This window comes from Paenibacillus sp. 7516, from assembly GCF_002272715.1.
GTDB classification, from domain to species: domain Bacteria; phylum Bacillota; class Bacilli; order Paenibacillales; family Paenibacillaceae; genus Paenibacillus; species Paenibacillus illinoisensis_A.
In genome coordinates this window covers 478625-504196 of sequence record NZ_NPBI01000024.1, presented here as the reverse complement: position 1 = coordinate 504196, position 25572 = coordinate 478625, and the positions used below count along the sequence as shown (strand labels likewise).

Annotated in this window: 21 protein-coding genes; 7 read left to right on the top strand and 14 right to left on the bottom strand. The window is 51.7% G+C overall.

The window, feature by feature from the left end:
* Nucleotide 1 precedes the first annotated feature (1 nt).
* The 6 genes from CHI14_RS21825 to CHI14_RS21800 form a co-directional block, all read right to left on the bottom strand.
* Entirely contained in the window at nt 2-763 is a 762-nt protein-coding gene (locus tag CHI14_RS21825) for a lysophospholipid acyltransferase family protein (RefSeq protein WP_095291185.1), read from the bottom strand.
* Complete coding sequence (locus tag CHI14_RS21820; RefSeq protein ID WP_095291184.1) at nt 732-1499, bottom strand: carotenoid biosynthesis protein; 768 nt, start codon at nt 1497-1499, stop codon at nt 732-734. Before CHI14_RS21820 ends, CHI14_RS21825 begins: the two co-directional genes overlap by 32 nt.
* A complete protein-coding gene (locus tag CHI14_RS21815) occupies nt 1499-2371 on the bottom strand; it encodes a phytoene/squalene synthase family protein (RefSeq protein WP_095291182.1) in 873 nt (290 codons plus the stop codon). Before CHI14_RS21815 ends, CHI14_RS21820 begins: the two co-directional genes overlap by 1 nt.
* Nucleotides 2368-3831 carry a phytoene desaturase family protein gene (locus CHI14_RS21810; RefSeq protein WP_095291180.1) on the bottom strand — a complete coding sequence of 488 codons (1464 nt, stop codon included), beginning with the start codon at nt 3829-3831 and terminating at the stop codon, nt 2368-2370. Before CHI14_RS21810 ends, CHI14_RS21815 begins: the two co-directional genes overlap by 4 nt.
* Nucleotides 3828-5378 (bottom strand): phytoene desaturase family protein, encoded by a 1551-nt coding sequence (locus tag CHI14_RS21805; RefSeq protein WP_095291178.1) that lies wholly within the window; start codon nt 5376-5378, stop codon nt 3828-3830. The genes CHI14_RS21810 and CHI14_RS21805 overlap by 4 nt, the downstream gene beginning before the upstream one ends.
* A gap of 257 nt (nt 5379-5635) precedes the next feature.
* On the bottom strand, nt 5636-6568 hold the full coding sequence (locus tag CHI14_RS21800; RefSeq protein ID WP_095291175.1) for a MerR family transcriptional regulator: 933 nt from the start codon (nt 6566-6568) through the stop codon (nt 5636-5638).
* A 370-nt stretch (nt 6569-6938) separates the two neighbouring features.
* Here CHI14_RS21800 and CHI14_RS21795 point away from each other — a divergent pair, with 370 nt between their 5' ends.
* The 7 genes from CHI14_RS21795 (at nt 6939) to CHI14_RS21765 (ending at nt 16224) form a co-directional block, all read left to right on the top strand.
* Nucleotides 6939-8309: a phospholipase D family protein gene (locus CHI14_RS21795; protein WP_481856442.1), complete on the top strand. Its 1371-nt coding sequence runs from the start codon at nt 6939-6941 to the stop codon at nt 8307-8309.
* A 126-nt stretch (nt 8310-8435) separates the two neighbouring features.
* Nucleotides 8436-9059 (top strand): TetR/AcrR family transcriptional regulator, encoded by a 624-nt coding sequence (locus CHI14_RS21790; RefSeq protein WP_095291172.1) that lies wholly within the window; start codon nt 8436-8438, stop codon nt 9057-9059.
* Nucleotides 9056-9400 carry a DMT family transporter gene (locus CHI14_RS21785; protein ID WP_095291171.1) on the top strand — a complete coding sequence of 115 codons (345 nt, stop codon included), beginning with the start codon at nt 9056-9058 and terminating at the stop codon, nt 9398-9400. The genes CHI14_RS21790 and CHI14_RS21785 overlap by 4 nt, the downstream gene beginning before the upstream one ends.
* Nucleotides 9400-9714, top strand: coding sequence for a DMT family transporter (locus CHI14_RS21780; RefSeq protein ID WP_095291169.1), 315 nt, complete (start codon nt 9400-9402; stop codon nt 9712-9714). The genes CHI14_RS21785 and CHI14_RS21780 overlap by 1 nt, the downstream gene beginning before the upstream one ends.
* A 251-nt stretch (nt 9715-9965) precedes the next feature.
* Nucleotides 9966-10898 carry a TetR/AcrR family transcriptional regulator gene (locus CHI14_RS21775; RefSeq protein WP_170948220.1) on the top strand — a complete coding sequence of 311 codons (933 nt, stop codon included), beginning with the start codon at nt 9966-9968 and terminating at the stop codon, nt 10896-10898.
* A 35-nt stretch (nt 10899-10933) separates the two neighbouring features.
* Complete coding sequence (locus tag CHI14_RS21770; protein WP_095291166.1) at nt 10934-14146, top strand: efflux RND transporter permease subunit; 3213 nt, start codon at nt 10934-10936, stop codon at nt 14144-14146.
* 401 nt (nt 14147-14547) lie between these two features.
* Nucleotides 14548-16224 carry a PucR family transcriptional regulator gene (locus CHI14_RS21765; protein ID WP_095291164.1) on the top strand — a complete coding sequence of 559 codons (1677 nt, stop codon included), beginning with the start codon at nt 14548-14550 and terminating at the stop codon, nt 16222-16224.
* Nucleotides 16225-16236: 12 nt separating this feature from the next.
* Here the strand turns inward: CHI14_RS21765 and CHI14_RS21760 are convergent, their stop codons facing one another.
* The 8 genes from CHI14_RS21760 to CHI14_RS21725 all read right to left on the bottom strand — a co-directional run bounded on the left by CHI14_RS21760 (nt 16237) and on the right by CHI14_RS21725 (nt 25509).
* Nucleotides 16237-16464, bottom strand: a complete 228-nt coding sequence (locus tag CHI14_RS21760; protein WP_095291162.1) for a hypothetical protein — start codon at nt 16462-16464, stop codon at nt 16237-16239.
* Between the two features lie 5 nt (nt 16465-16469).
* A complete protein-coding gene (gene hydA, locus CHI14_RS21755; RefSeq protein WP_095291161.1) occupies nt 16470-17909 on the bottom strand; it encodes a dihydropyrimidinase in 1440 nt (479 codons plus the stop codon).
* Nucleotides 17906-19201 carry an NAD-dependent dihydropyrimidine dehydrogenase subunit PreA gene (gene preA, locus CHI14_RS21750; RefSeq protein WP_095291159.1) on the bottom strand — a complete coding sequence of 432 codons (1296 nt, stop codon included), beginning with the start codon at nt 19199-19201 and terminating at the stop codon, nt 17906-17908. The genes hydA and preA overlap by 4 nt, the downstream gene beginning before the upstream one ends.
* Before the next feature lie 92 nt (nt 19202-19293).
* Nucleotides 19294-20664 carry an NAD(P)-dependent oxidoreductase gene (locus CHI14_RS21745; RefSeq protein WP_095291157.1) on the bottom strand — a complete coding sequence of 457 codons (1371 nt, stop codon included), beginning with the start codon at nt 20662-20664 and terminating at the stop codon, nt 19294-19296.
* A 68-nt stretch (nt 20665-20732) separates the two neighbouring features.
* Nucleotides 20733-21614: a nitrilase-related carbon-nitrogen hydrolase gene (locus CHI14_RS21740; RefSeq protein WP_095291155.1), complete on the bottom strand. Its 882-nt coding sequence runs from the start codon at nt 21612-21614 to the stop codon at nt 20733-20735.
* Nucleotides 21615-21706: 92 nt separating this feature from the next.
* Nucleotides 21707-22987, bottom strand: coding sequence for a M20 family metallo-hydrolase (locus CHI14_RS21735; RefSeq protein ID WP_095291154.1), 1281 nt, complete (start codon nt 22985-22987; stop codon nt 21707-21709).
* Between the two features lie 64 nt (nt 22988-23051).
* On the bottom strand, nt 23052-24425 hold the full coding sequence (locus tag CHI14_RS21730) for an aspartate aminotransferase family protein (RefSeq protein WP_095291152.1): 1374 nt from the start codon (nt 24423-24425) through the stop codon (nt 23052-23054).
* Between the two features lie 22 nt (nt 24426-24447).
* The gene (locus tag CHI14_RS21725) at nt 24448-25509 is read right to left on the bottom strand and encodes an ABC transporter substrate-binding protein (RefSeq protein WP_095291150.1); all 1062 of its coding nucleotides are present in this window, start codon (nt 25507-25509) and stop codon (nt 24448-24450) included.
* Between the last annotated feature and the right edge of the window lie 63 nt (nt 25510-25572).

Genomic DNA, 25572 nt, shown 5'->3' with positions numbered 1-25572 from the left:
GTTAACGGCCCCCCCGCTTTCGTGCTGCATCGTATTTTTCACTTGTGGATCTTCCGTTACGAATCAGGGAAACTGCCCCCGGCAGACTCCCTTGTCCGATGCGAACCAGCTGAGACTTATGCTCATCTAACTGCTGTTCCAACACCCGGCCAAGCCTGGCTGCAATTTCTTCGCTCTTCCATACATGCCAGTCTTCTATTAGAGGCGGACCGGCGAGCATCGAAACTTCCGGCATATCATGCTGAACCATACCATGACACAGGGTCACAGGAACGGCTAGCGTCTGCGGGGAACGGCGAAGCAGTAAGCCAATGCCTGGGCGAAACCGAATGGGTCTTGCATCCTGATGCAGAATTTCACCTTGAGGAAAGATCCACACCCTTTTACCGGATTGAAGCAGCCCTGTTGTGTATTGCATGGTCTTTCGGATCGCAGAAGCACTCTCCTTGTTGATGGAGTATGCGCCGAGCTTGCGGAAGAAGGCATATTGCTGCAGCTGCCTCTCTTCCATCATGACGTAATGGTCCCCCATTGAAGTACGGCGGGATGCATGATAGAGCAGCAGTCCGTCCCACCAGGAGCTATGATTCATGAAATAGAGAACAGGCCGGTTCGGGTCAATGGGAGAGTCTGACACGCCGTCAAACTGCGGATCCAGCGTCCCCGCTAACGTGAACGAACGAAAGCGACGACGCAGCAAGTAATACTGATTGTATAAATAAAACATTCGGTTAAACGGGTTTGATTTTGCGGCGGGAATCATAGAACCAGCTCCCTTCTGCTAGCAGCATGCCCCCAAGCGCAATGATGAAACTGCCTGTGATGCCTTCTTTCCATGCGAGCAGACCGAATAGCAGGATGAACAGCTGGTACAGCCACTTGGCCCGCAGCAGCGAACTGCGGTCAGCAGGCATGGCTGGAAGAAAGAGCGACAGGAACGCACCCATAATGAACCAACTGATGTAATTGGTCCAAGGGACGCCATAGAAGCCACCGGGGGCCTCCCAATGCCAGAAACCTCTGGCGTGTGCAACCGGATCCAGTACCAGATCCAGCAAAATGGCCCAGAAACCGGTCTTGATTGCCCGAATCAGTTTCCCTTTCCAGGTCGAACCCCCGCCGCTTAACAATGCAGAATTCCCGACGACGGCAATCCAGGCAAATCCCAGGGTAACCGGCACACTGAACAAGTGAACGCCAAAGAAGTCTGAATAGCCATATTCACCAAAGGGCCAATTCGTATGAACACCAATCCACTCTATCCCCATGCCACCCAGCCACAGAATGGCAGAAGACACCCACAGTCCTGGCTTCTTCCAGATGACTGACTGGTCGGACATTCCGTTTCTTCTTCGTCCCCGATAGATCAGTTCCACGACATAAAGTGCATAGATCACAAGAAACAGTCCGTTGGAAAATGATAATTGTTCAGGTACTCCAATGGTTAGCATTAGCGTGGCGCCAATGATGTACCATGCCCAATACAGACCTTGAATCATCAGGAGACCGCCGTACGAGAAGCCTGATAGGCGAGTACCGGATAACGTTTCACAATGGCTCCAAGCATCTCCAGTTTCAGCTCATCGGTCACAAATGCCCGTTTGTTATATACATCGTAGTCGTTACGTTCTACCGCATGTAATATGGTGGAGTAGAAGGCTGCCGCCAGTTCAATCGCAAATGCACTTTCCGTAGGGTAGGTCTCGAGCCGATCCATGCCAAGACGGAACCATTCAAGTGCTGATGCTTTCAATTCCTGAATGATGGCTATAAACCGTTCGTCCACAATACCATCTGCCCAATCCTGTTCGGAGTACCCGTGCTTATCCATGATTTCAAGTGGAACATAACGGCGTGCTCTTGCCCGATCTTCCCCCACGTCACGAATAATGTTGACGATCTGCATGCCCTTGCCAAGAGCAATGCCGTTTACGGCGACTTCGGCACCATTGTCATCACGCAGCACAGGAAGCAGCATCTCCCCTACCGTTCCTGCTACAAGATAGCAGTAATGTTCCAGATCCTTCATCGTTGCATAATGCGTTACCTCCAGATCGGTCATCTGTCCATCCATCTGCCGGAAGAAAGGCCCTTTGTCCAAGTGGGGAAAGTTCGAGAATAACCATCTCAATGCAGGCCAGATAAAATGGCCCTCTGCCTCTTCCAGGTATTCAAAATGATCCCGAATCTCATGTATGGTATACATCGACTTCTCCGGTTCATCGACACTGTCATCAATGATGCGGCAGAACGCATAGATCACATACACCGCTTCACGGCGCGGACTTGGCAGACCTCTGAAAGCCTGATAAAAAGAAGAGGATCCCTTCTGCATCAACTCTTCGCACCTGTTCAAAATCATTTCATTCATGTTCCCATCTCCTTCATGAGTAGATTGACGGCCATGCGTGCACTTTGCATTACGATCGGAACGCCACCTCCTGGATGCACCGATGCTCCCGCTGCGTACAATCCGTGTATCGTCGGAAACGGCTTCGGCTGCGGCCGATACACGCCCGATTGAAACAGAATTGGTGCAATACCGAAGCTTCCACCGCCGTAGAGACCATCTCGCTCGGCATCTGCTGGCGTGCGTACTTTCTTCCATCTGATCGCTGCACGAAGTCCCGGGAAACCGCGTTGTTCCGCTTCCTCCAACACCCGTTCCACCAGTGCCCCGCTCTCTCTGGACCAGTCCACACCTTCCGCATCTGGCACGGGAACAAGGAAATACAATACACTTTGACCGGCTGGCGCAGCGGAATCATCAACAGCTACCGGGTTAAATACATAAAATGAAGGCTGTTCCGGAATACGGCGCTGATTGAATACTTCCCGCAAGCTTCCATCAAGACTGGGTGGCAGGAAAAATTGATGCGTCGTTGCATCTTCCCAGGTTTTGTCGACCCCAACATAAATCAACACACAACCGGATGAGGGACGATAGGGTTTCTTTTTGCGCGGTGCTTCCGGTATGTCGCCCAGTAGACCTGTCAGATGAGGGAAATCGCCATTATAGATGACTGCGTCTACATCTTCCGAACCTGCGGCCGTTTCAATACCTCGGCAAACGCCATGTTCAATACGCAGTCCCGTTACTTCCATATTCAGCACAACACGCCCGCCACGCGCGATCAGTTCTGATTCCAGAATCCCCGGTAATGCGGCATATCCGCCCTTCACCATCCAGATTCCATATTCATGCTCTGCATAAGGAAGAAGGGAATAGATTCCCGGAGTCCCGAACGGCGAACCTCCAATATACAGACTCTGAAGTGAATAGGCATCAACCAGTTCCTCATGATGAAAATAATCTCCTACGGCTTTACGTACACTTTTGTGTGCACGGAGCCTGCCCATCAGGGACATGAGAGACGGTGTGAAGAAATCCCTTTTCCGCTGAAAAGCTCTTTCCAGGAAAGCAGACCGCCCTGCCGGGAACAGGGTATCCATGTCCTTCATGAATCTTGTGAATCCTCCGCTCTCTCCCGGGAATAACCGCTCGATCTCTTCGGCCTGCTGACCGCGGTCTGTCATCTTGGTCATGACACGTCCGCTGCTGTAGTGAACCCTGTATAACGGATCACAGCGGAGCAGCTCCACTTTGGAGCGATCCACGCCAGCCTCCTCCAGAATGCCATGCAGCATGTCGGGCAGAAGTACGATGGTTGGACCCTGGTCAATGCGATATTCCCCGTTCTGCTCATAGCCAATGCGTCCGCCCACTCGGGAACCCCGTTCATAAACGGTGACGTCCCATCCCTGCCGGTTCAGCAGCAGGGCCGAGGTCAGCCCACCAATGCCTGCCCCTACAATGGCTGCCCGCTTCATGAATGACCTCCGGCTTCAGCAGTCTTCACATAAGAAGACCGGTTCGAGCGGGTTTTGGCATCCTCTTCCTGGATCAGTCTGACACTGATTCGAGCAGATTCAAATATGGTTGGCAGTCCGCTGCCCGGGTGGGTTCCACCGCCGACCAGCCATACCCCTTTCAGCTCTTCGAACTGGTTATGCGGACGCAGATACATCATCTGACCCAGATTGTGAGCCATGTTAAATGTCGCACCACGGTACACATCCAGTTCATTTTCCCAGTCAAGCGGGGTAAACATCATGGACTCTTCGATACGACTGCGAATGTCTGCGAGCTCGGGGATCGCTTCAAGCCGCTGCATCATCGCCTCGCGTACATTCTCCCGTTCCACATCCCAATCAATGTCCCCTGTAAGGTTCGGAGAAGGCATGAGCACGTATAATGCAGATTTTCCTGGAGGTGCGAGTGTCGAATCGAGCTTGGAAGGGTTATGAATATATAGGGACGGGTCAGCGGACAACACTTTATGCTTCGTGATCTCATCCACGTTCAATCGGTAATCTTCCGGAAAGTAAATCGAGTGATGCGGCAGATCAATCTCGCCGTCTACTCCCAGATAGAGCATCGCTGTAGAACAGGAGTACTTCTTGCGTTTCATTTTCTCCGGCGTATATTTCTTAAGCACACCTGGGTCGAACAGATGATTCACCGCATGGGCAAAGTCTGCATTAACGACGACGTGATCCGCTTCAATGCGTTCACCGTTCTCAAGCAGTAGGCCCTCCGCTCGTCCATTGCGCACGATAACCTTCTTCACTGGACAGGATGTATGTATACGTCCACCATATTCCTTTACAATATCAGCCATGCTCTGGAATACGCGATTCACACCGCCAATCGGATGAAACAGCCCATAATGATGCTCGATGAATGACAGAATCGTGAATGTACCCGGACAATCCCAGGCAGACATGCCCAAATATTTGGATTGAAACGTAAAGGCCCAGCGCAAACGCTCGTCAGTAAAATAACGGGACAGGATGCCATAGACCGTATTGTTCACGTCCAGCTTCGGAAGAGCCGTTATCGCATCCTTGCGCAGATAATCTGCCAGCTTGCCGAAAGGCCGGCGCAGCAAAGGCATGACTTTACCAAACTTGACTTCCTCATCCTGCATGAACCTCAGGTAATGGTCTTCATTACCAGGGAACAGTTCCTTGATCTGAGCAGCAGTATCTTCACGATTACGGGAAGGCGTGAACACCTTATCGCCGAAGTTCAGCGCATACAAGGGCGTCAGTTCCTTAAGGTCCACGTAATCGGATAGTTTGCGTCCTACCAACTCGAACATCTCTTCAAGCAGACCGGGCATCATCAAGAACGTCGCACCGCGGTCGAATCGGTATTCACCGAGCTCCAGTCTGGCAGAGCGTCCACCAATCACCGGTTGTTTCTCATAAACGTCCACTTCGTATCCCTGACCGGACAATAACATGGCCGCTGCAAGCCCGCCTGGACCGGCACCAATTACAGCCGCACGTTTACGTTGCTGATTAGATATCATGCCACTCACCTTTCTTATGGTCGAAAACGCACTTCTACCATTCTTAACCTATTATTAAACCATTGCAGAATCACCGAAGCGGATTATAGCCAAAACGTTATACAAATATAATACAAATATTATACGAACTTGTAAACATAAATATGACTCACGGGTCAAATAACTGCGAAAATGATCGTTAAAATCAAGAAAAGACACCCCCTGACGCACTTGTGTCAAAGGATGCCTTTTCAATTATAGCCCCGATAAATGGGCGCTTAGCCATGTGTTCGGGTTGGATTGTCGGTCAGATACTCTCGCTCAAGCCATGCCTGCCAGTCTGATGAATCCTCCGGCATGATCCACTCCGGGTAAGCTGCATTCTCATTGCGCTCATAACCCTTGCCTCCAAGGATAAAGCGCATTTGCGGAAACTCGGTCATAATGCGATCGACAAGCCGGTCACTCTGCTCGCTTAAGGCTGGATTCGTAATGGAGAGACAGACCAGCTTGATCTTCTGCTCCCGGATTATAGGAAATACCCCTTCCTCAGGGGTATTGGCACCGAGATATAATACTTCGGCTCCATTTTTACGCATAAACAACGAGAACAACAGCAATCCCACCTGATGATGCTCCCCCTCCGGACAGAGCGCCAGAACTTTGGGTAGATGCGGATAGATCGGGAACAGATGGAAAAACTGATAGAACCGCTGTGAGATCAGCTGGGTCATAAAATGCTCCTGTGCGACTGAGGCTCTTCCCTGCTCCCATGCATCCCCCACACGAACGAGAATGGGTACAAGCACATGGTAAAACATCGAGTCATATCCATACATGGTAAAACCAAAATCAATCAAACCGTTGGCACGTTCACCTTGGAAATGGTAGAGCGAGTCATATATCTGATCGGTCATGCGTAAGTAGGCCTCTTCCATTGTGGGAACAGGGGCGGTGAGCGGAGCCGGAATGACCGCTTCTGGCGTTTTTGCTTTGTTTTCTTTTAACATGCGTACGGCTTCTGATATGTTGGTCTGATGCTGTTCAACCTGCTCCTTCAGCCAACGCAAATCTTCAACATTTTCATCCGTGTACAACCGATAACCCGATTCTGTCCGTTCAGGGGTTACCGCACTGTACCGATTCTCCCAAGCCCGGAGCGTAACCGTTGGAATGTCCAGCATGGCAGCGACTTGTTTGATGGAATACACTTGATTACCTACTCTCTTTTCTGAAATATCCCGACCGTCTATAGGTTAACGAATACTTCCTCCGTCCTTGTCAGGTATATGGAAATCCCAACATTCTACAAAAATAATACACCCATTATACACAACGGCCACACACCTGTCGATTCCATTCAGGCAAATCGTATATGAATAAGTACATTTCTCTCTTTCCCCTACACAGCCTGCGTCAACGCTCATGACAGAGTGGTAATAGTAGTCAGCACGTTTACAGAAAGGGGATATGCCGTTGTTTACTACGAGGCGTTCATCATCAGAACACCAAACATCCAGACGTCGTTTTCCATACATACGAACAGCTCTTGGACTCCTTATTTTATGGCTTGTGGCCGTCATGTTATATCAAACCTATAAACCACTGCCGGCAGGCATTTCCTATGAAAGCCCGGAATATCGCGTAGACGAGGTCGCATTTCTTCATGATCTTACTTATCCGTCCGCAGACGGGCAGATGGAGCACGAGCAGCAGATTTTTCAGCGCATGCTGCAGATTGTGGAAGAGGCGGAGCAATTTGTTGTGGTGGATATGTTTCTGTTCAACAACTATCAGCATAAGGGGCAGCACTTTCCACCAGTTAGCGTAGAATTCACAGATGCTCTGGTCGCCAAAAAAAAGCAGCATCCCGACATGCAGATTCTGTTCATTACGGATGAAGTGAACACCAATTATAATTCGGCCCCCAATGAACTGCTGGAGCAAATGAAGCAGGCCGGCATTGAGGTTGTGATTACCAATGTTGATCCACTCCGGGATTCGACGCCCGTATACTCGGCAGTCTGGCGTACGTTCTTCCAATGGTTTGGCCAGTCGGGAGATGGCTGGATTCCGAACCTGATGGCAAGCGATGGCCCGGACGTTACCATGCGTTCTTACCTTAAGCTGCTTAATGTAAAGGCCAATCACCGCAAGGTCGTGGCCAGTGAGAAAAAGGCAATCGTCTCCTCCGGCAACATCCATGATGCAAGTGCCTATCACTCCAATGTGGCGTTTGAAGTTACGGGACCCGTCATTGGAGATATACTTCATTCGGAACAAGCCGTACTGAACATATCAGGGGGAGGTCAAGTTCCTTCCTACACAGCTCCTTCCACCGATCCAAATCAAGGCGATCTGCGCATTCGCTATCTGACCGAAGGAAAAGTGAATGATGCCGTATTGCATGAGATCAATTTGACGGAAAAAGGGGACACCTTGTGGATGGGCATGTTCTACATCGCTTCTCCGAAAGTACTGGACGCATTGCTTGATGCTTCCAAACGAGAAGTAGATATCCGGCTAGTGCTTGATCCAAACGAGAATGCATTCGGTCAGGAGAAAATCGGTATTCCGAATCGGCCTGTAGCCGCCGAACTGCATGATAAATCGGATGGCAAGATCCAAATCCGCTGGTACAACACAACCAAGGAGCAGTATCACACCAAAATGTTGTATATTGCCAAAGCCACTGGAGATCATATTGTGCTTGGCGGATCAACCAACCTTACGCCCCGAAACATGAATGACTATAATCTTGAAAATGAACTATGGGTCGCTGCGCCTGCAGATAATGAGTTCAGTCGCAATGTGGCGGATTATTTTGAACGCGTGTGGAATAATGAGGATGCCGAGTTCACTCTGAATCTGGACGAATTCCAGGAGAAAACCACTTTCCTGAAGGGAATTCTCTATAAACTGCAGCTCATACTGGGATTTACCACGTTCTAAGCTACCCTTGAGCTGTGTATTGGTCGCCTGTGAAATTTCTGCAGGCGGCTTTTTTTGAATGGACTTGACATCTGATGTGAAATATGAAAATATGGTCTCCTAACGACCGTTAGGAAGGTGAATAAAATGACAGCACAATCCATACGTAATGCGGCCTTGTTCCACTTTGCCAGAGATGGATATGAAGGGGCATCCCTTCGGGCTATTGCTGACGATGTAGGAATTAAGAAACCGTCCATATATGCCCATTTCAGTGGCAAGGAAGACTTGTTCCTCCAGGCACTGGCTCATGCTTTTCGAGAAGTAAAACGCCATACATTGGAATATTTCCGCGATCATGCCGAACTTCCCCTGGAAGACAGACTCAAGGGAGTGTTTCCGTGGTTCGAACAGGAATATAACGCCAGCCCTTCAACACGCTTGATGCTGCGCATGTCCTACTTCCCCCCTCCCGGACTGTACAACGAAGTGATGGACATCGCGCATCCGTTTCTTGATGGCATGGAGCGATCACTGAACCGGCTCCTGCAGCGAGCGGTACGTCATGGAGAATTACCTTCGATTTCAACGGAACAAGCTGCCATTGCCTTTATGACTTCTCTCGATGGAATTACCGTGGAGATTATTTATGGAAGCTCACGCCGGTACAATAGACGTCTTGAGGCGGCATGGCCTGTCTTTTGGCATGGCATTCATCATTTGAACGAAGAGGCACAGAAGATCGTGCCGGAAGGAGAAGCATCATCATGAACCGCAACTGGTTATATGTATTTATCGGAGGCATCATCGAAATTGTCTGGGTAAGCGGACTGAAGCATGCCTCCAATCTATGGGAATGGGCGCTGACCGCTGCAGCCATCGTCATCAGCTTCGCCCTGATCATCGCAGCCTCCAAGAGATTGCCGGTGGGCACGGTCTATGCCGTATTTACCGGAATCGGTACCGCAGGCACCGTGCTTGCGGAAATGCTGTTGTTCGGGGAGCCATTCCGTCTGGCCAAAATCCTGCTGATCGGACTGCTGCTCTGTGGCGTAATCGGACTGAAGCTCGTGACGGATCAGCAAGAAGAAGCGAAAGAAGGTGTGGCATAATGGCATGGTTAGCAATTGTAGGCGCAGGTATCTGTGAGATTTTTGGCGTAATCGGAATCAACGGCGCTTCGACCAAAAAGGGCTGGCCTTATATCGTGCTTATGCTCATTTCCTTTGTATTCAGCTTCTCGCTGCTGTCCTATGCGATGACCTCCATTCCGATGGGCACCGCCTACGCTGTCTGGACAGGCATTGGTACCGTAGGCAGCACATTAACGGGTATGTTCCTGTTCGGCGAGCGCAAGGAGGCCAAACGGCTGCTGTTCATTGCCATGATTCTGGTGGCTGCAGTTGGATTGAAACTGATTACGTAAATATTGCATTCATTCTGTAAAAACTAGGGCGACTTCCATCTGGAAGTCGCCTTTTTGGTATATAATGTAAATAGGCACTCTCTCTCCTTCTTGAAAAACGGGACTACTCTGATTGTTTGAATTACCAATTCCCTACCATTTGAATTCGCCCTTCCACTTCGTTTATACTTGTTCTGACCCTAAAGTCAATTCAAGAACTCATAAGTTCCGCAGATGAGGTGAAGGTATCGTTAATGAACCCAATTCATGAAATGAATGAGAAGAAAAAACTCATTATAACGACAGCTCTCAAGCTGTTTTCTGCCAAAGGCAGCGCTGCAACGTCCATGCAGGAAATTGCGGAGCTATGCGGCATGTCCAAGGGAAGCCTCTACCTGATTTTCAAATCCAAAGAGGAATTGGAAGCCAGTACGATGGAGTACTGCATCTATACCCTGCTGGATGAGATGTCACAGATTGAACATGAGGCTGGCCTCACATCACGAGAACGCCTGCACAAGCAGATTGAGACGCTGCTCCTTCATGTATCCGAATTAAAAGAATTCCTTCGGGTGCAGCTGCGCAGCATGATGATGGATGATGAGCAGCAGCATCCCGGCAGGAAATGCGACCCGCATCACAGGGATATGGAGATCCGAACCCTGCACTGGTTCAAGGATAAGCTGGAGGATCTGTACGGTCCCGAGATTGAGCCCTATACTGTGGATCTTATTTTGCTGACGCACGGCCTTTTCCTGTCCTACGTCAAGATCTGGTTTACGGAGATGCCTTCCCTTACCGTATCCAAAATGGCCGCGAATCTGCTGCAAACGATGGATTATGCAGCGTACGGTTTGCTGGATCAGCGACCTGAGCCTTTGATCAGCTTGGAAAACTGGCCGGCATGGACCAGCGAATCCAAATCGGATTCCACCATGATGCGTCATCCCATTCACATCATCAAACAGATGCAGGATATCGTTACTACCGATCTGTCCGCAGGACAATCCCGAAACGATGCGTTAGAAACCATCGCCATTCTCAAGCAGGAAATGATGGAATTCACGCCGCGCAGGGCGATTATCCTGGGCATGATGCACAACCTGGAGAACATTCCAGCCATTGAATCGTTGCACTCCGAGCTTCAGCACATTCTGGATGCCATGTATAGCCGGTTCATCCAGGCTGACTCGTCAAACAAATAGAAACAGGGAGAACAGAGAGGAGAAGAGACCATCGTATGAAAGGAATCATTAATTTTTCACTGAACAACAAGTTCGCGATCTGGATTCTGACCATTATCATTTCCTTCGCTGGCTTGTACAGCGGACTGACGATGAAACAGGAAACCATCCCGAACATCAATGTGCCATTTCTAAGTGTCACGGCGATTGATCCCGGAGCGGCTCCAGAAGCTATCGTAGAAGATGTGACCAAGCCGCTGGAACAGACTCTGCGCAATGTGGAGGGAATCAAGACACTTACTTCCACTTCTATGGAGAATGCTGCTTCCATCACACTGGAATTTGATTATGGAACCGATCTGAACAACGCTACTGCAGCTGTTCGCGAGGCGCTAAATGAAGTGCAGCTTCCGGACGGTGTACAGAAACCGACCATTTCCAAATTCAGCATCAATTCATTCCCGGTTGTCTCACTGAGCCTGTCCGATAAGGACGGCGGAGATCTGGAGCAGTTGACCAGACTCGTTGAATCCGATATTCAGCCTGCACTCGAAGATATCGACGGTGTAGCCCAAGTACAGGTTTCCGGTCAGTATGTCAAGGAAGTTCAACTGAAGTTCAACCAGGACAAAATGAATGAACTCGGCCTGACAGAAGATACCGTTAACGGCATCGTTCAAGGTTCCTCTGTCCGCGTTCCACTTGGATTGTTCGAACTGGACGAAGCACAGAAAGCTGTTGTAGTTGATGGTAACATCATTGATCTCGATGACCTGAAGAACCTTGCTATTCCTGTGGTGCCTAGCGGTGCAGGTGCAGCAGCAGATCCATCTGCTCAAGCAGGCGGTGCTGTAGGCCAAGCAGCAGCTCCAAATGCCGCACAGGGATCGACCCCGTCTGCCGCACCATCCGCGGGTGGAAATGCAAGTGCAGGCAGTGCTTCCGGTGCTGCCAATGCAGCAGGAATTCCTACGGTAAAATTAAGCGAAATCGCGAACATTGAGGTCATCGGTCAGGCCGAATCCATTTCACGGACAGATGGCATGGAGTCCATTGGTATCTCCATCGTGAAATCCAATGACGCCAATACCGTGGATGTCGTGAATGCCGTTAAAGACAAAGCGGAAGAATTGCAGTCGCAATTCAAAAACGCACAACTGACGGTATTGCTTGACCAAGGTAAGCCGATTCAGGATTCCGTCAATACGATGCTTGGCAAAGCGGTCTTTGGTGCCCTGTTTGCCATCCTGATTATCCTGTTGTTCCTGCGCAATATTCGTTCAACCATTATCTCGATTATCTCGATTCCGCTCTCCTTGCTCATGGCATTGACTGCGCTCCTGCTCATGGACATCACACTGAACATGATGACACTGGGCGCCATGACCGTTGCCATTGGACGGGTCGTGGATGACTCCATCGTTGTAATCGAGAACATCTATCGCAGATTGACGCTCAAAGGAGAGAAACTGAAAGGCCGTGAACTGATCCGGGAAGCAACCCGTGAAATGTTCATTCCGATCCTCTCTTCCACGATTGTAACCATCGCCGTGTTCCTGCCACTCGCACTCGTTAGCGGCATGGTAGGCGAGCTCTTCATGCCATTTGCATTAACCATGGTATTTGCGCTGCTGGCATCCTTGCTCGTGGCTATCACCATCGTTCCGATGCTGGCTCATACCCTGTTCCGCAAAGGCCTGAAGAACAAGCAAAATCATGAGGAAAAACCAGGGAAGATGGCTGAGGGTTACAAACGCCTGCTGAACTGGACACTTTCGCACAAAATCATTACCGTCGGCATCGCCGTGGTCTTGCTCGTCGGCAGTTTGTTCCTGTATCCGTTCATCGGTGCAAGCTTCTTGCCAGAACAGCAGGACAAATATGTGACGATCACATACAGCCCGGAAACCGGCTCCCTGCGTGAAGACGTTGAAAAAGAAGCGCTTGCTGCTGAAAAATATTTGCTGAAGCAGCCTGGCCTGGAGAAAATGCAGTATTCCATCGGCGGCAGTAATCCACTGAGCAGCATGGGTGGAGGAAGCTCGAACTCGGCACTCTTCTATATCGAATACAATGAAGATACCAAAGATTTCAGCCAAGTGAAGGAACAGCTTGTAGAAGGTTTGCGGAAAGAAGTTCCCGTAGGTACCTGGAGTGAGCTGGATATGTCCGGCGGTCTGGGAGGCAGCAGCCTGAGCATCTCCATCTACGGCGACAATGTGGAACAGCTCAAGCCTGTCACGGATGAAGTGTTCAAGCTGGTTGAAGCCGATACCGAAAACTTCGAAAAAGCAGACACCACGCTCTCTGACACGTATGGTCAATACACCCTTGTTGCGGATCAGGAAAAGCTGAGCTCGCTCGGTCTGACTGCAGGCCAATTGGCTATGGCACTGAGCCCTGTACAGGAACGTCCGGTGCTGACGGAAGTGGATATTGATAACAAAACCTATAAAGTGTATGTCGAGACAGATCAAAAGACATTCGACAGCATCACCGACATTGAAAATGAGACAGTGACTTCTCCGCTCGGCATCCAAGTACCGATCAAGGATGTTGCAAACGTTGAAGAAGGTACTTCTCCGAACTCGATTATGCGCATTGACGGCAAGGTCGTTGCCCAAGTTTCGGCGACCATCCTGGCTTCCGATGTGCAGAAGGCTTCACAAACCCTGCAGGATAACATCGACAAGCTGGACCTGCCTGATGGCGTTGAGGTGAAATTCGGCGGTACAACCGAGCAAATCAATGATACCTTTACCCAACTCGGTCTTGCCATGCTGGCAGCCATCGCCATTGTATACTTTGTACTTGTCGTTACATTTGGCGGCGGTCTCGCACCATTCGCCATCCTGTTCTCCCTGCCGTTTACCGTTATTGGTATCATGGTAGGTCTGTTCCTGGCTGGCGGCACCATTGACGTCTCTGCCATGATGGGTGGACTGATGCTGATCGGGATCGTAGTCACCAATGCCATCGTCCTGATCGACCGTGTCATTCACATGGAGAAAGACGGCATGTCTACGCGTGAAGCCTTGCTTGAAGCAGGAGCAACACGTCTGCGTCCAATCCTGATGACTGCACTTGCAACGATTGGCGCCCTGCTGCCACTCGTTACTGGACTGGAAGAAAGTGCGGGAATCATCTCGAAAGGCCTGGGTATTACCGTTATCGGCGGTCTGATCAGTTCTACGCTGCTTACCCTGGTTATTGTGCCGATCGTGTATGAATTCCTGATGAAATTCAAGAAGAAAAGAATCGAAGATTAAGCTGCTCACTTGAACTTCGGTTCATAATGAGCAATACAGAAAAATAAAAAACCTCCTGGTTCTCCATTGGAATGACTGTCCATTTCAATGAGATCAGGAGGTTTTTTGGTTTGTCCATTAAGGGGCTCCCTCCCTAAATGTCAGGTAAAACGACACCAATCCGAACCTGGATTATTCCAGATTACAAAAAAAGGAGTCTAGTTTGTGATGTAAAACAAATCAGCGTTAGTTTTCAGCCCATCATCGGTAAACGGACTTATAATATAGCTTAATTATGTAAGTTAACGGATTTTAGACAGGTCATCCAGCTCGTACATCACAACATAACAGACGCTCTTCAGAAACCCGCATCATGAGGCGGGATTGCAATCGGCATGCAATTGGGGAAGGACGGTGATTGTATGGGGGAAACGACGCTCCAACTTCAGATGAGAGACATGTTGAAACGGCCTGTATTTCGCAAGGCAGAGGTACTGGCCAGTGAACGTGCACTGGAGAGGTATGTCCGTTGGGTCCATATTATGGAGGTACCGGATGTGGGCGATCTGTTAAACGGAGGAGAACTGGTACTGACCACCGGCATCGGCTGGCAGGCTGATGAGCAGCAAGGTTTGTCTTTCCTGCGGCAGTTAATTGCCCGTGGAGCGGCTGGACTCTGTATCGAACTGGGGATTCACACCAAGTCACAACTTGGAGCGATGAAGGAAATCGCAGCAGCAGATGACTTTCCACTGATCTGGTTCCATGAACAAGTCCGCTATATTGATATTACACAAGATCTGCACTTCGCCCTGATTCGCAATCATCAGCGAATGCTCGCTGAACTCGATAATCTGACTACCTCGTTCAACCAGCTCCTGCTAAACGGAGACGGCGTACAGCCGCTGCTTCGCTTGTTATCACGCACAACCGGCTGCCCGGTTGCATTATACCCACTTGAGGGGGAAGCCAGTGCAGTTCCTTATTGTCCCCCAGAGCAATTGGAGATCCGTAGAATGGCTTGGTTAACCCAGCGCAACCATTCATCTGAGTCAGGACAATCAAGCTATTCCCATCGTTTGGAGCAACCCATGGATGCCTATACCCTGCCTGTTCAGGCGCTCGATTACACCTTCGCGGACCTGGTACTTTTCCTGGAGAAACTTCCTGAACAGGAGCTTGAGTCACTGCGTCACAAGCCTACTGATGAATTTGTCATTCAGGCGCTGGAGCGCTGCGCGGCTGCTATTGCACAGGACTGGATGCGAACCAAATACATGGAGGAGAAGCGTCGTTACAAGGAAGACATGTGGGTCATCGACTGGCTGAACGGACATCACACGGCCAAGGAAATTCAAGAGTACCTGTCCGCCAGCCCTCTGCTTGGTGCCAGCAAAGGCACCGTCGTTTTGTTTGACAGTAACCCGAGTTATACCGACAGCCTCAAGCTGCAGAAGCTGCTTATACAGCGCAATATCGTCGCCCGCTCTGTATTCTCCCGGGAAGGGTTCTCCCTTTTCAGCACGGTATTGAATCATCAGATCATCCTGATCATCCTCGATCCTCAGCCAGGTCCTCAGCGCAAAAGCCATCTCTGGCGCTGCATAGAGCAGCTACAGCAACACGAAACGGACCAGACCCATCGTCTGTTCTCCGGTCTGCTGGGCATTGGTCACAGCTGTGCCGATTTGTCACGACTCAAGGACAGCCTGGATACGGCCAAGGAAACGCTGCGCATTCAAAAGGATACCGGACCCATGCAGCAGCCGTTTTACAGCAATCTCCACGGTTACCGCATCATCGCCGGGATGAAGCAGAGCGGTAATCTGGAGGATTTTATTGAGGAATACCTCGGCCCCATCATCCGGCATGATGCAGAGAAAGGCGGCCAACTGCTGCGCACACTCAAGCAGTATTTTGTGCTGTGCTGCTCCAAACAGGAGACCGCTACTACCCTATTCATTGTCAGACAGACCCTCTATCACCGGCTCGACAAAATCGAAGCTTTGCTCGGAGAAGACTATATCCTCCCCGAGAAACGCGTCGCTATCGAACTCGCCATCTACGCTTATGAATACGTTCATGGTCCAATTGCATAAATGGCAAGAGGACTATGCCCCCCGCTGTTCCTGAAGCTGCCGGATCAGAAAGTGGACGAACCACTTTCGTCCGGACGCTGTACCCACATGCTGCTCTTTCATTTCGCCCGGATGCTCGGGATGTTCCCATACGACACTGGCACCCTCCAGATGCTCCTGAACCGAATAGATTCGATATCCCAGCGCAACCATTCGTTCGATCGCCACTTTCTCCGCTTCAAATGCTTCATTCTCCATCATTCGCCTCAACCTCCCGTCACTGTCGTAACTGCCTGCCGCCCAGGCATGGGGGCACCTTCATCGTATTTGGCACGCTTCACATACTGGCCCGATCCTGCCACACCTGCAAACTGACGATCCTTAATGACATACTCCCCCCGGCACAGCACGGTAACGGGACATCCCTGTACCTGCATGCCTTCGAAGGCGCTATAATCCACATTCATATGATGTGTACTCGCCGATATCTCTCGGGAAATGGACGGATCAAAAATAACGATATCCGCATCGGTACCGACTGCAAGCGTCCCTTTCTGCGGAAACATCCCAAACAGCTTGCTCGCCCGGGTAGAACACAGATCTACCCATTGATTCAATGAAATGCGTCCCTTGGCAACTCCCTCCGAGTATAAAATGCTAAGCCGGTCCTCAATAACTGGCCCACCATTAGGTATTTTGCTAAAGTCATTCTTTCCTAGATCCTTTTGTCCCTTGAAATTAAATGAGCAGTGATCGGACCCAATCGTCTGCAACTGGCCGCTCTTCAGTGCGTTCCACAACACCTCCTGATGGGAGGCTTCCCGCAGAGGAGGGGACCAGACATACTTCGCCCCTTCAAAATCAGGCTGATCCATGATGGACTGATCCAGCGTCAGATACTGCGGACATGTCTCACCCCAGATCCGGTAGCCCATGTCACGCATGCGTGCAATCTGCTCTACGGCTTCGGCACACGTCACATGCACGACATACAGCTGTGAATCCGCAAGGGCAGCGAGACGTGCAGCGCGTCCTGTCGCCTCTCCTTCCAGGATGGAAGGACGGGTAAGGGCGTGATGGATCGGATCGGTCCGCCCGTCAGCGAGCGCCTGTCGCACAAGCAGATCGATGACATCGCCGTTCTCGGCATGCACCATGACCAGTGCACCGTACTCCTTGGCCTTTTGCAGCGTCTGATAGAGGATGCCATCATCAGCCTGGAACTGGTTTTTATAGGCCATGAACACTTTGAAGGAAGACACCCCTTCTTCCTCAATGACCTGCGGCAGCTCCTCCAATACCTGGTCATTCATCTCTCCGATCATCAGATGAAATCCATAGTCGATGGCAGCCTTCCCCTTGGCCTTCGCATGCCATTCCTTCAGGGATTCGGTGAGCGGTTTGCCCTTCTGGGTCAGACAGAAATCAAGAATTGTCGTTGTTCCGCCAAACCCTGCCGCTGCGGTACCCGTTGCAAAATCATCCGCGGTCACTGTCCCGCCAAAAGGCATATCCAGATGTGTATGCGGATCAATACCGCCGGGAATGACATAACAGCCGGAGGCATCCACGATCTCCGTTCGGTCATCCGCCACCATGCCCATGCCAATCTGCGTGATTTTCCCGTTCTCAATGAGTATATCTGCTTCAAATGTGTCTGCTGCCGTGACCAATACGCCATGTTGAATCAGTTTGCGCCCACTCATGATATCGCCTCCTTGGTTGATTGATCTCTAATCGATTGCAGCACAGCAATCGCAGATTGACGTTCATTCCAGGTTAATGGAGTCTGTTCAGGTGCTACCTCGACCATTTCAATAGCCCCGTCCACCGGACATACAATCGAGCATAGGTTACAGCCCACACAATCTTCCTCGACTACTTCCAGATAGGCGCCGGAAGGATCGTTCAGCATATCAATACACTGGTGCGATGTATCCTCACAAGCGATATGGCACTTGTTGCAGTTAATACAGACATCACGGTTGATGCGGGCGACCACTTTGTAATTGAGATCCAGATTACCCCAGTCCGAGTATCGGGGGACCGTCTGACCCACAAGTTCCGCCACACTGCTCAGGCCCTTCTCATCCAAATAATCATTCAGCCCATCGATCATATCCTCCACGATGCGAAAACCATGATGCATCGCTGCCGTGCACACTTGGACGCCTGTCGCTCCCATGAGCAAAAACTCCGCCGTATCCCGCCAATCGGATATGCCGCCAATGCCCGAGATGGGCACGCCCACTTCAGGATGGCGGGCACATTCGGCCACCATGTTGAGGGCAATCGGCTTCACGGCTGGTCCGCAATAGCCGCCATGGGCACCTTTGCCGCCTACATGGGGCACGGTATTCCACGAATCCAGATCCACCCCTGCCAGAGAGTTAATAGTGTTGATAAGAGAAATGGCATCCGCACCACCGCGCACTGCGGCCCGGGCCGTTGCCGTAATATCCGTAATATTCGGTGTCAGCTTCACGATCACGGGGGTCGTCGCGACTTCCTTCACCCACATCGTCTGCAGCTCAACCAGATCCGGCTGCTGACCGGAAGCGGCCCCCATGCCGCGTTCAGCCATCCCATGGGGGCAGCCAAAATTCAGCTCCAGACCATCCACCCCGACCGCTTCTACCTTTTTGACAATCTCATGCCACTTCTCCCGCTTCGGTTCCACCATCAGTGAGGCAATGACCGCCCGATCCGGGAAGCGCTTCTTGGTTTCGGCAATCTCCCGCAGATTGACCTCCAGTGGACGATCGGAGATCAGCTCAATATTGTTGAAGCCCGCTACCCGCTGTCCGCCGAAATGTACAGCGGCAAAACGGGATGACGTGTTAATGATCGGTTCACCCAGCGTCTTCCACACCGCACCTCCCCAGCCTGCCTCGAAGGCGCGCTGCACCTGATATCCCGTATTCGTCGGCGGCGCGGATGCCAGCCAGAATGGATTGGGTGATCGAATACCTGCCAGATTTATGGATAAGTCAGCCATAACGATCCCTCCTTGGTGTTGTTTGCATCTATGGTCTTGCTTTGCACTCGATGGCTTCATGGTCTGAACAGCATACGAAGCACAAGCTCACCTCAAGCCGTCTCCTCCACCTGTCCAGGCAGTGCCTTCATCAGTGCTGCTGCAGCCAGCTTCCCCTGCTGGGCAGCCGAGACAACCATGGCCTCGCCTTGCCCCTGGCCGAAAATCACATCCCCTGCCGCATAGATCTGCGGATGAGAGGTTCGGTAGGACTGCTGCTCCACCTCGACAACACCCCATTGATGACGCAGACCGAAGGCTTCAATGAGAGGCAGCAGCCGGTTCTGTCCGATCGCCCGGACGACGGTGTCACATTCAATTAGGAACTCCGTTCCTTCTTGGGGCACGGGTAATGCACGCCCGCCTCCTGGCGGTGTGACCAGCTCCATTTTCACACACTCCACAGCCCGGACTCGCCCATTCTCATCGCCAATGATGCGCTGCGGCATCGTAAACCAGCGGAACTCTACCCCTTCCTGTTTCGCAAACGCATATTCAAATGCATAGGCCGTCATCTGAACCTCTCCGCGCCGATAGAGCATCTGCACACGTTCTGCTCCCAGACGTACCGAGCAGGTGGCTGCATCCACTGCCGTGTTGCCCGCACCTATGACGGCTACTCTCAGACCATTCAGCGCAGGCGGTACGCCCTGTTTCGTGGATTCCACCAGTTCAATGGCATCGTACACCCCTTCCAAGCTCTCTCCTTCGATCCCAAGCATCGGAACGGAACCCATTCCACAAGCCAGAATGACAGCTTCATGCTGTTCCAGCAGTTGTGCAGGAGACAGATCCACGCCTATGCGTACACCGTACCGGATGTTTACTCCCAGCGCTTCAACCTGCTCCACTTCCCACAGGGACACTTCTTGCGGTAAACGAAAGGAGACGATCCCGTACGTATTTAATCCACCACCCTTGGGCTTCGCTTCATAGATCGTCACCTCATACCCTGCACGGCCAAGCTCTCTGGCTGCGGACAAGCCGGCAGGCCCGGCGCCAACAACAGCGATGGAACGGCCATTGGAGGGGGCTGCCTGAAACAAAGGTTCATTGGCCGCCCGTGCCCAATCCGTGGCATATCGCTGCAGATCACCGATGCGAATGGGCTTCGACGATTCGTTCAGTACACAGGCGCCTTCGCACAACTCCTCGGTTGGACAGACTCTTGCACAGCTGGCTCCTACCGGATTGGCATCCATAATGGTTCGGGCCGAGCCTTTCAGATGACCTGTCGAGATTTTCCGGATAAACGAAGGGATATTGATGTCCGTTGGGCACGCCTTGATGCAAGGTGCATCATAACAGTACAGACAGCGGTTGGATTCCTCCATCGCTTCCTTGCCTGTCATGGCGGGTTTCATCTCGGCAAAACGGCTCTCCCATCCATAATCGGATAACGCTGCTCCCGTGCTGTTTATCATGAACATGCACCTCCTAGGGATTGAATTAGGGTCCGGTTTATTTTTGAATGCAACCTTTCAAATGCCAGTTACAGGTTAACCAGATGCTCATACGTCTCCGGGCGCCGATCCCGGTAAAATTGCCACACATTGCGCACTTCACGGATGATTTCGGTATCCATCTCGCCGATGACAATCTCATCCTGATCCCTGCTGCCCATGGCAACCATCCGTCCGCGCGGGTCCACCAGATACGACTGACCGTAAAATTCACCCATATTCCAAGGCGCCTCCACGCCTACCCGGTTAATGGCAGCTACGTAATAGCCGTTGGCAACAGCGTGGGCAGGCTGTTCCAATTTCCACAGATATTCCGATGTACCCGCCACCGTGGCTGACGGATTGAACACAATCTCAGCTCCGGCGAGTCCGAGCAGACGGGCTCCTTCCGGAAAGTGCCGATCGTAGCAGATGTACACGCCTACTCTGGCGTAAGCTGTATCAAATACCGGGTATCCGAGATTCCCGGGCCTGAAATAATATTTTTCCCAGAAGCCGTTCGTACCCTCGCCTGCTTCCACATGCGGGATATGATGCTTGCGGTATTTGCCCAGATAGGAGCCATCGGCATCAATCACGGCAGCCGTATTGTAATACGAAGCAATGCCTTCCACCTCGTACACAGGCAAAATGATCACGACGCCCAGTTCCTTCGCAAGCGTCTGAAAACGCCTGGTTGTCGGTCCCTCCGGCACCGGTTCGGCAGATGCGTACCATTTGGGATTTTGTTCGGTGCAAAAGTAGGGTCCATAGAAGACCTCCTGCAGTCCGATAATCTGTGCTCCTCGTGCTGCAGCCTCACGGACCAGGGTGATATGCTTCTGGATGGCAGCCTCCTTGTGCTCTTCAACCGGGGCCGATCCTTCCACTTCATGCGAAGCCTGAATCAGGCCTATATTGATTTTCCCCATACGCCTGTAGCGCCTCCTTCTACCCAGATTAGGATGTATTAGAGATAAATCCGATCGTTCATCGCTTCCTTTTTCATATCAAAAAAGGTGGATCAGTCCTCCGATTCGATGTCAGCAGGCAGCTGACTGCACATCTGCCGAATCGTGCGATATAATACCTCCGTTCCCAGCGCAATGTCCTCCGGGGAGGAATACTCACTCGGATGATGGCTGATCCCATCCTTGCTGCGGACAAAAATCATGCCATAGGCGCATACATAAGATAGCGCCAGTGCATCATGGAACGGACCACTCATGAGCTCCGGCAAGGACAAGTCCATCTCCTCTGCAGACGAGCGAATGGCTGCCTTGATTCGTTCCGCACAGTAGCGCGGTTCACTATTGGTATCTTCAGCCACGGAATAGGTGAGCCCATGCTGACTGCATACTTCAGCAAGCACATTCATCAGCCGGGCTTCAAGCTGGTTGCGGCGTTCCATCTCCATATCGCGCAAGTCCAAGGTGAAGCTGACTTCCTCAGGGATGATGTTGCGCGAGTCGGGGAACACCCTCAGACTGCCCACCGTACCAACCGTGGGTGCAGCCGGATCTGCTCTAACCATGTCGTCAAACGCTGCAATGACTCTGGCACTGCCCACGAGCGCATCATGCCGCATCGCCATCGGTACCGAACCGGCATGCCCTGCCATGCCCTTGATCGTAACCGTGAGCCATAACGGACCGGAGATGCCCGTGACCAGTCCCACCGGGGCTTCCAGCGATTCCAGCACAGGGCCCTGTTCGATGTGCAGCTCCAGATAGCTGCCGATGGAACCAGGCGCATAGATTCCTTCGGCGAATTTCTCTACTGAGCAACCGAAGGCTTCCAGCGCCTCCCGGCGTGTCACCCCATTTCTGTCCTGCCGCTCCAGTTCTCCCTCTTCCAACTGCCCGGTCATTCCCCGGGAGCCGAACAGGCCTTTGTTGAATCGGGAACCCTCTTCATCGCAAAAAGCTACGACCTCAATTGGCATCGGAGGCTGAATGGCACTTTCCATCAGGCACTGCACAGCTTCCAGGGCCCCCAGGACACCAATCGCACCATCATACCGACCGCCATAAGGCTGTGAATCAATATGCGAGCCGATCATCAAGATGGGCTGCGCAGGATCAGCACCTTCCAGGCGGCCAATCAGATTCCCGAATGGATCCAGACGGGTCACCAATCCGGCTTCTTCCATCCAGAGACGCACCTGGATAATGCCTTCCATATCTTCAGGGGTGAGGGCCAGCCGGCAAACGCCCGTCTCTCCGATTCGTCCAATACGGGACAATTGTTCAATTCGTTCATTCAGCCGAAGATGGTTAATGCCTATTCCGGTTGTGGTCTGCATCTTCCCTCGCCTCCATGTGTTCTATTTTCAAAAGAGTACATTTCTGTGATTAACTATCCATCCACTATCCTGCCTCCACACTCCGCAGTGCCTTAAGCAAACTTTCCGCAATCAGCTCCAGCTCATCCGCCGTGGTGACAAAGGGCGGTGATATCGTCAAAATGTTGGCGAAGCCAGGTACCGTGTCCCCGTTTTTACCGATAAGAATGCCGTCTCTCTTACAACTGGCCAGCACGTGTGCCACCTTCCCTGCATCAGCCGGAGAGCCGTCCGCTTCTATAAGCTCGATGCCGCAGGCGAATCCAAACATTCGAACATCTCCGACCACAGGCAGCTCCTGCAGCGGCTCCAGCTTCTCACGAAGGACTCGCCCCAGTTCATCCGCACGCTCCACCAGATTTTCACGCTCCAGGATTTCGATGTTGGCCAGTGCTACCCGGCAGGATACCGGATTGCCGCCGAAGGTGTTCACATGACGAAAGTGAGCATCCGATCCGGGTTCCCGGAACGTATCATACAGATCCGCTCGCACGGCTGTAGCCGATAATGGAGCGTACGCGCTGGTCATCCCCTTGGCCATGGTGACTATATCCGGCTGCACCCCGTAATTCTGGTGTCCGAACTTCTGGCCGGAACGACCGAACCCGCAGATCACTTCATCCACGATCAGCAGTACACCATAACGATCACAGATCTCCTTCACTGTACGCATGTAGTCCGGAGGCGGGACAATCATGCCGCCCCCCGTAATCACCGGTTCCATGATCACCGCGGCCACGGTCTCGGGGCCTTCCCAGCGGATGACCTCCTCATAGATGGTTGCACACTCCAGTCCACAGCCCTCCTTGTTCCGTCCAAACGGACAGCGGTAGCAATACGGAGGTGGGACATGGGAGAAGCCCACGCCCAGCGGCTCGTACTTGATCTTGCGGGCAGCTTGCCCGGTGGCACCGAGTGCGCCCATGGAGTTGCCATGATAAGCCCGGTGACGGGAGATGAACTTGTGTCTGGTTGGCTCACCATTTTGGTGATGAAACTGACGGGCTATTTTGAACGCCACCTCATTGGCATCCGACCCGGAATTGGAGAAAAAGATTCGATAGTCTCCCTCCAGCCATTCATTCAGCTTCTCTGCCAGCAAAATCGCCGGCTCGTGGCTCTGGGTCATCGGCACATAAGCGAGTGATTTCATCTGCTCATATGCGCTTTTCGCAATCTCCTCCCGTCCATGCCCCACATTCACGCACCATAAGCCAGACATGGCATCAAGATACCGCGTACCATCTTGATCCGTGATCCAGCTGCCTTCCCCGCTGACCGCTATCATTGGATGATCATTATGAGGCGAGATGTGATGCCACACATATTTGCGGTCTTTCTCCAGCCATTCTTCCTTGGTACCGCCAAGCGGCTGAGGTTGCTGATCCACGGAGCTCATTCGCCATCCTCCTTCGACTGCCTTATTTCACCGCTTCTTCGTAAATGCTCTTCTCCAGTGCTTCATCCAGATTGGCTGCCTTCTTGATCAATCCATAATTCAGTGCAATATCTGCTGTACGGGCAAACGATTCATCCACAAAACTGCCAACCTGCTGCTCCGTAAACCCTTCCGGACGAATCAGCTTCGCAATCTCTTCCAGCATCGTAACCTGATGCTCACGGGTCGTACTGCCGTCGGTCACATTGCTCATGACGATATCCACCGTTTCCTCCTGGTTGTCGATGGCATAGTTCCAGCCTTTCAGAATGGCACGGGTGACTTTAACGGCAAGATCTCGGTTGCCATCGACCCAGTCCTTCTTCGCGATCAATGTATCTTCCAGCATGCCTACGCCAGCTTCCTCAATGTTGAACACATCCAGATCGGACTCCTGTACGCCGCTCTCCAGCACGACGTGATATTCGTTATATATGGTTGCTGTCGCGACATCTACCTGGTCATTGAAAAACTGATCCATCGTAAACCCCTGCTTCACCAGCTCAATATCCTTCTTCGGATCAAGTCCGTTCTTCTCCATAAAAGCGAGGACCTGAAACTGCTGGCTGCCGAACCATGTGCTTACCTTTTTGCCTTTCATCTGGGCCGGATCAGTTATTCCTGCTGACTTCTTGGCGATCAGGCGATAGCTGCTCTTCTGTGAAATCTGGGCAAGGGAGACCAGCGGCAGGCCGTTGTCGCGGCTCACCAGCAGACTGTCTACCCCCGTGATGCCGACATCGGCTGCGCCGTTGACCACCTGCTGTTCAATGACGATATCCGGGCCACCCGGAATAATCTCTGCATCAATGCCTTCATCTTCAAAAAAACCTTGTTCCTTCGCGGCATAAATTCCGGCGAACTGGGCCTGCGGAACCCATTTAAGCTGAATTTTCACTTTGGTTAAGGACTGCTCCGCCTCTCCTCCTGAACTTGCAGCAGCAGGTTCGGCAGACGGTTCCGTCTTCGCGGAACATGCTGCCAGCAAGGCAACCGCAAGCATCAACATAACGACCATCAAATCCGATTTCAACGTTTTGTACATATACAAACAACCCCCTGTTTATATAAGAATTCAATCAGGTACAGCAGCGGATCTGTGGTATTC

Bases quoted from the DNA above. Each gene is read 5' to 3' on its own strand.
- CHI14_RS21825 (WP_095291185.1), bottom strand. From the start codon at position 763: ATGATTCCCGCCGCAAAATCAAACCCGTTTAACCGAATGTTTTATTTA.
- CHI14_RS21820 (WP_095291184.1), bottom strand. From the start codon at position 1,499: ATGATTCAAGGTCTGTATTGGGCATGGTACATCATTGGCGCCACGCTA.
- CHI14_RS21815 (WP_095291182.1), bottom strand. From the start codon at position 2,371: ATGAATGAAATGATTTTGAACAGGTGCGAAGAGTTGATGCAGAAGGGA.
- CHI14_RS21810 (WP_095291180.1), bottom strand. From the start codon at position 3,831: ATGAAGCGGGCAGCCATTGTAGGGGCAGGCATTGGTGGGCTGACCTCG.
- CHI14_RS21805 (WP_095291178.1), bottom strand. From the start codon at position 5,378: ATGATATCTAATCAGCAACGTAAACGTGCGGCTGTAATTGGTGCCGGT.
- CHI14_RS21795 (WP_481856442.1), top strand. From the start codon at position 6,939: ATGTTATATCAAACCTATAAACCACTGCCGGCAGGCATTTCCTATGAA.
- CHI14_RS21790 (WP_095291172.1), top strand. From the start codon at position 8,436: ATGACAGCACAATCCATACGTAATGCGGCCTTGTTCCACTTTGCCAGA.
- CHI14_RS21785 (WP_095291171.1), top strand. From the start codon at position 9,056: ATGAACCGCAACTGGTTATATGTATTTATCGGAGGCATCATCGAAATT.
- CHI14_RS21780 (WP_095291169.1), top strand. From the start codon at position 9,400: ATGGCATGGTTAGCAATTGTAGGCGCAGGTATCTGTGAGATTTTTGGC.
- CHI14_RS21775 (WP_170948220.1), top strand. From the start codon at position 9,966: ATGAATGAGAAGAAAAAACTCATTATAACGACAGCTCTCAAGCTGTTT.
- CHI14_RS21770 (WP_095291166.1), top strand. From the start codon at position 10,934: ATGAAAGGAATCATTAATTTTTCACTGAACAACAAGTTCGCGATCTGG.
- CHI14_RS21765 (WP_095291164.1), top strand. From the start codon at position 14,548: ATGGGGGAAACGACGCTCCAACTTCAGATGAGAGACATGTTGAAACGG.
- CHI14_RS21760 (WP_095291162.1), bottom strand. From the start codon at position 16,464: ATGATGGAGAATGAAGCATTTGAAGCGGAGAAAGTGGCGATCGAACGA.
- hydA (WP_095291161.1), bottom strand. From the start codon at position 17,909: ATGAGTGGGCGCAAACTGATTCAACATGGCGTATTGGTCACGGCAGCA.
- preA (WP_095291159.1), bottom strand. From the start codon at position 19,201: ATGGCTGACTTATCCATAAATCTGGCAGGTATTCGATCACCCAATCCA.
- CHI14_RS21745 (WP_095291157.1), bottom strand. From the start codon at position 20,664: ATGATAAACAGCACGGGAGCAGCGTTATCCGATTATGGATGGGAGAGC.
- CHI14_RS21740 (WP_095291155.1), bottom strand. From the start codon at position 21,614: ATGGGGAAAATCAATATAGGCCTGATTCAGGCTTCGCATGAAGTGGAA.
- CHI14_RS21735 (WP_095291154.1), bottom strand. From the start codon at position 22,987: ATGCAGACCACAACCGGAATAGGCATTAACCATCTTCGGCTGAATGAA.
- CHI14_RS21730 (WP_095291152.1), bottom strand. From the start codon at position 24,425: ATGAGCTCCGTGGATCAGCAACCTCAGCCGCTTGGCGGTACCAAGGAA.
- CHI14_RS21725 (WP_095291150.1), bottom strand. From the start codon at position 25,509: ATGTACAAAACGTTGAAATCGGATTTGATGGTCGTTATGTTGATGCTT.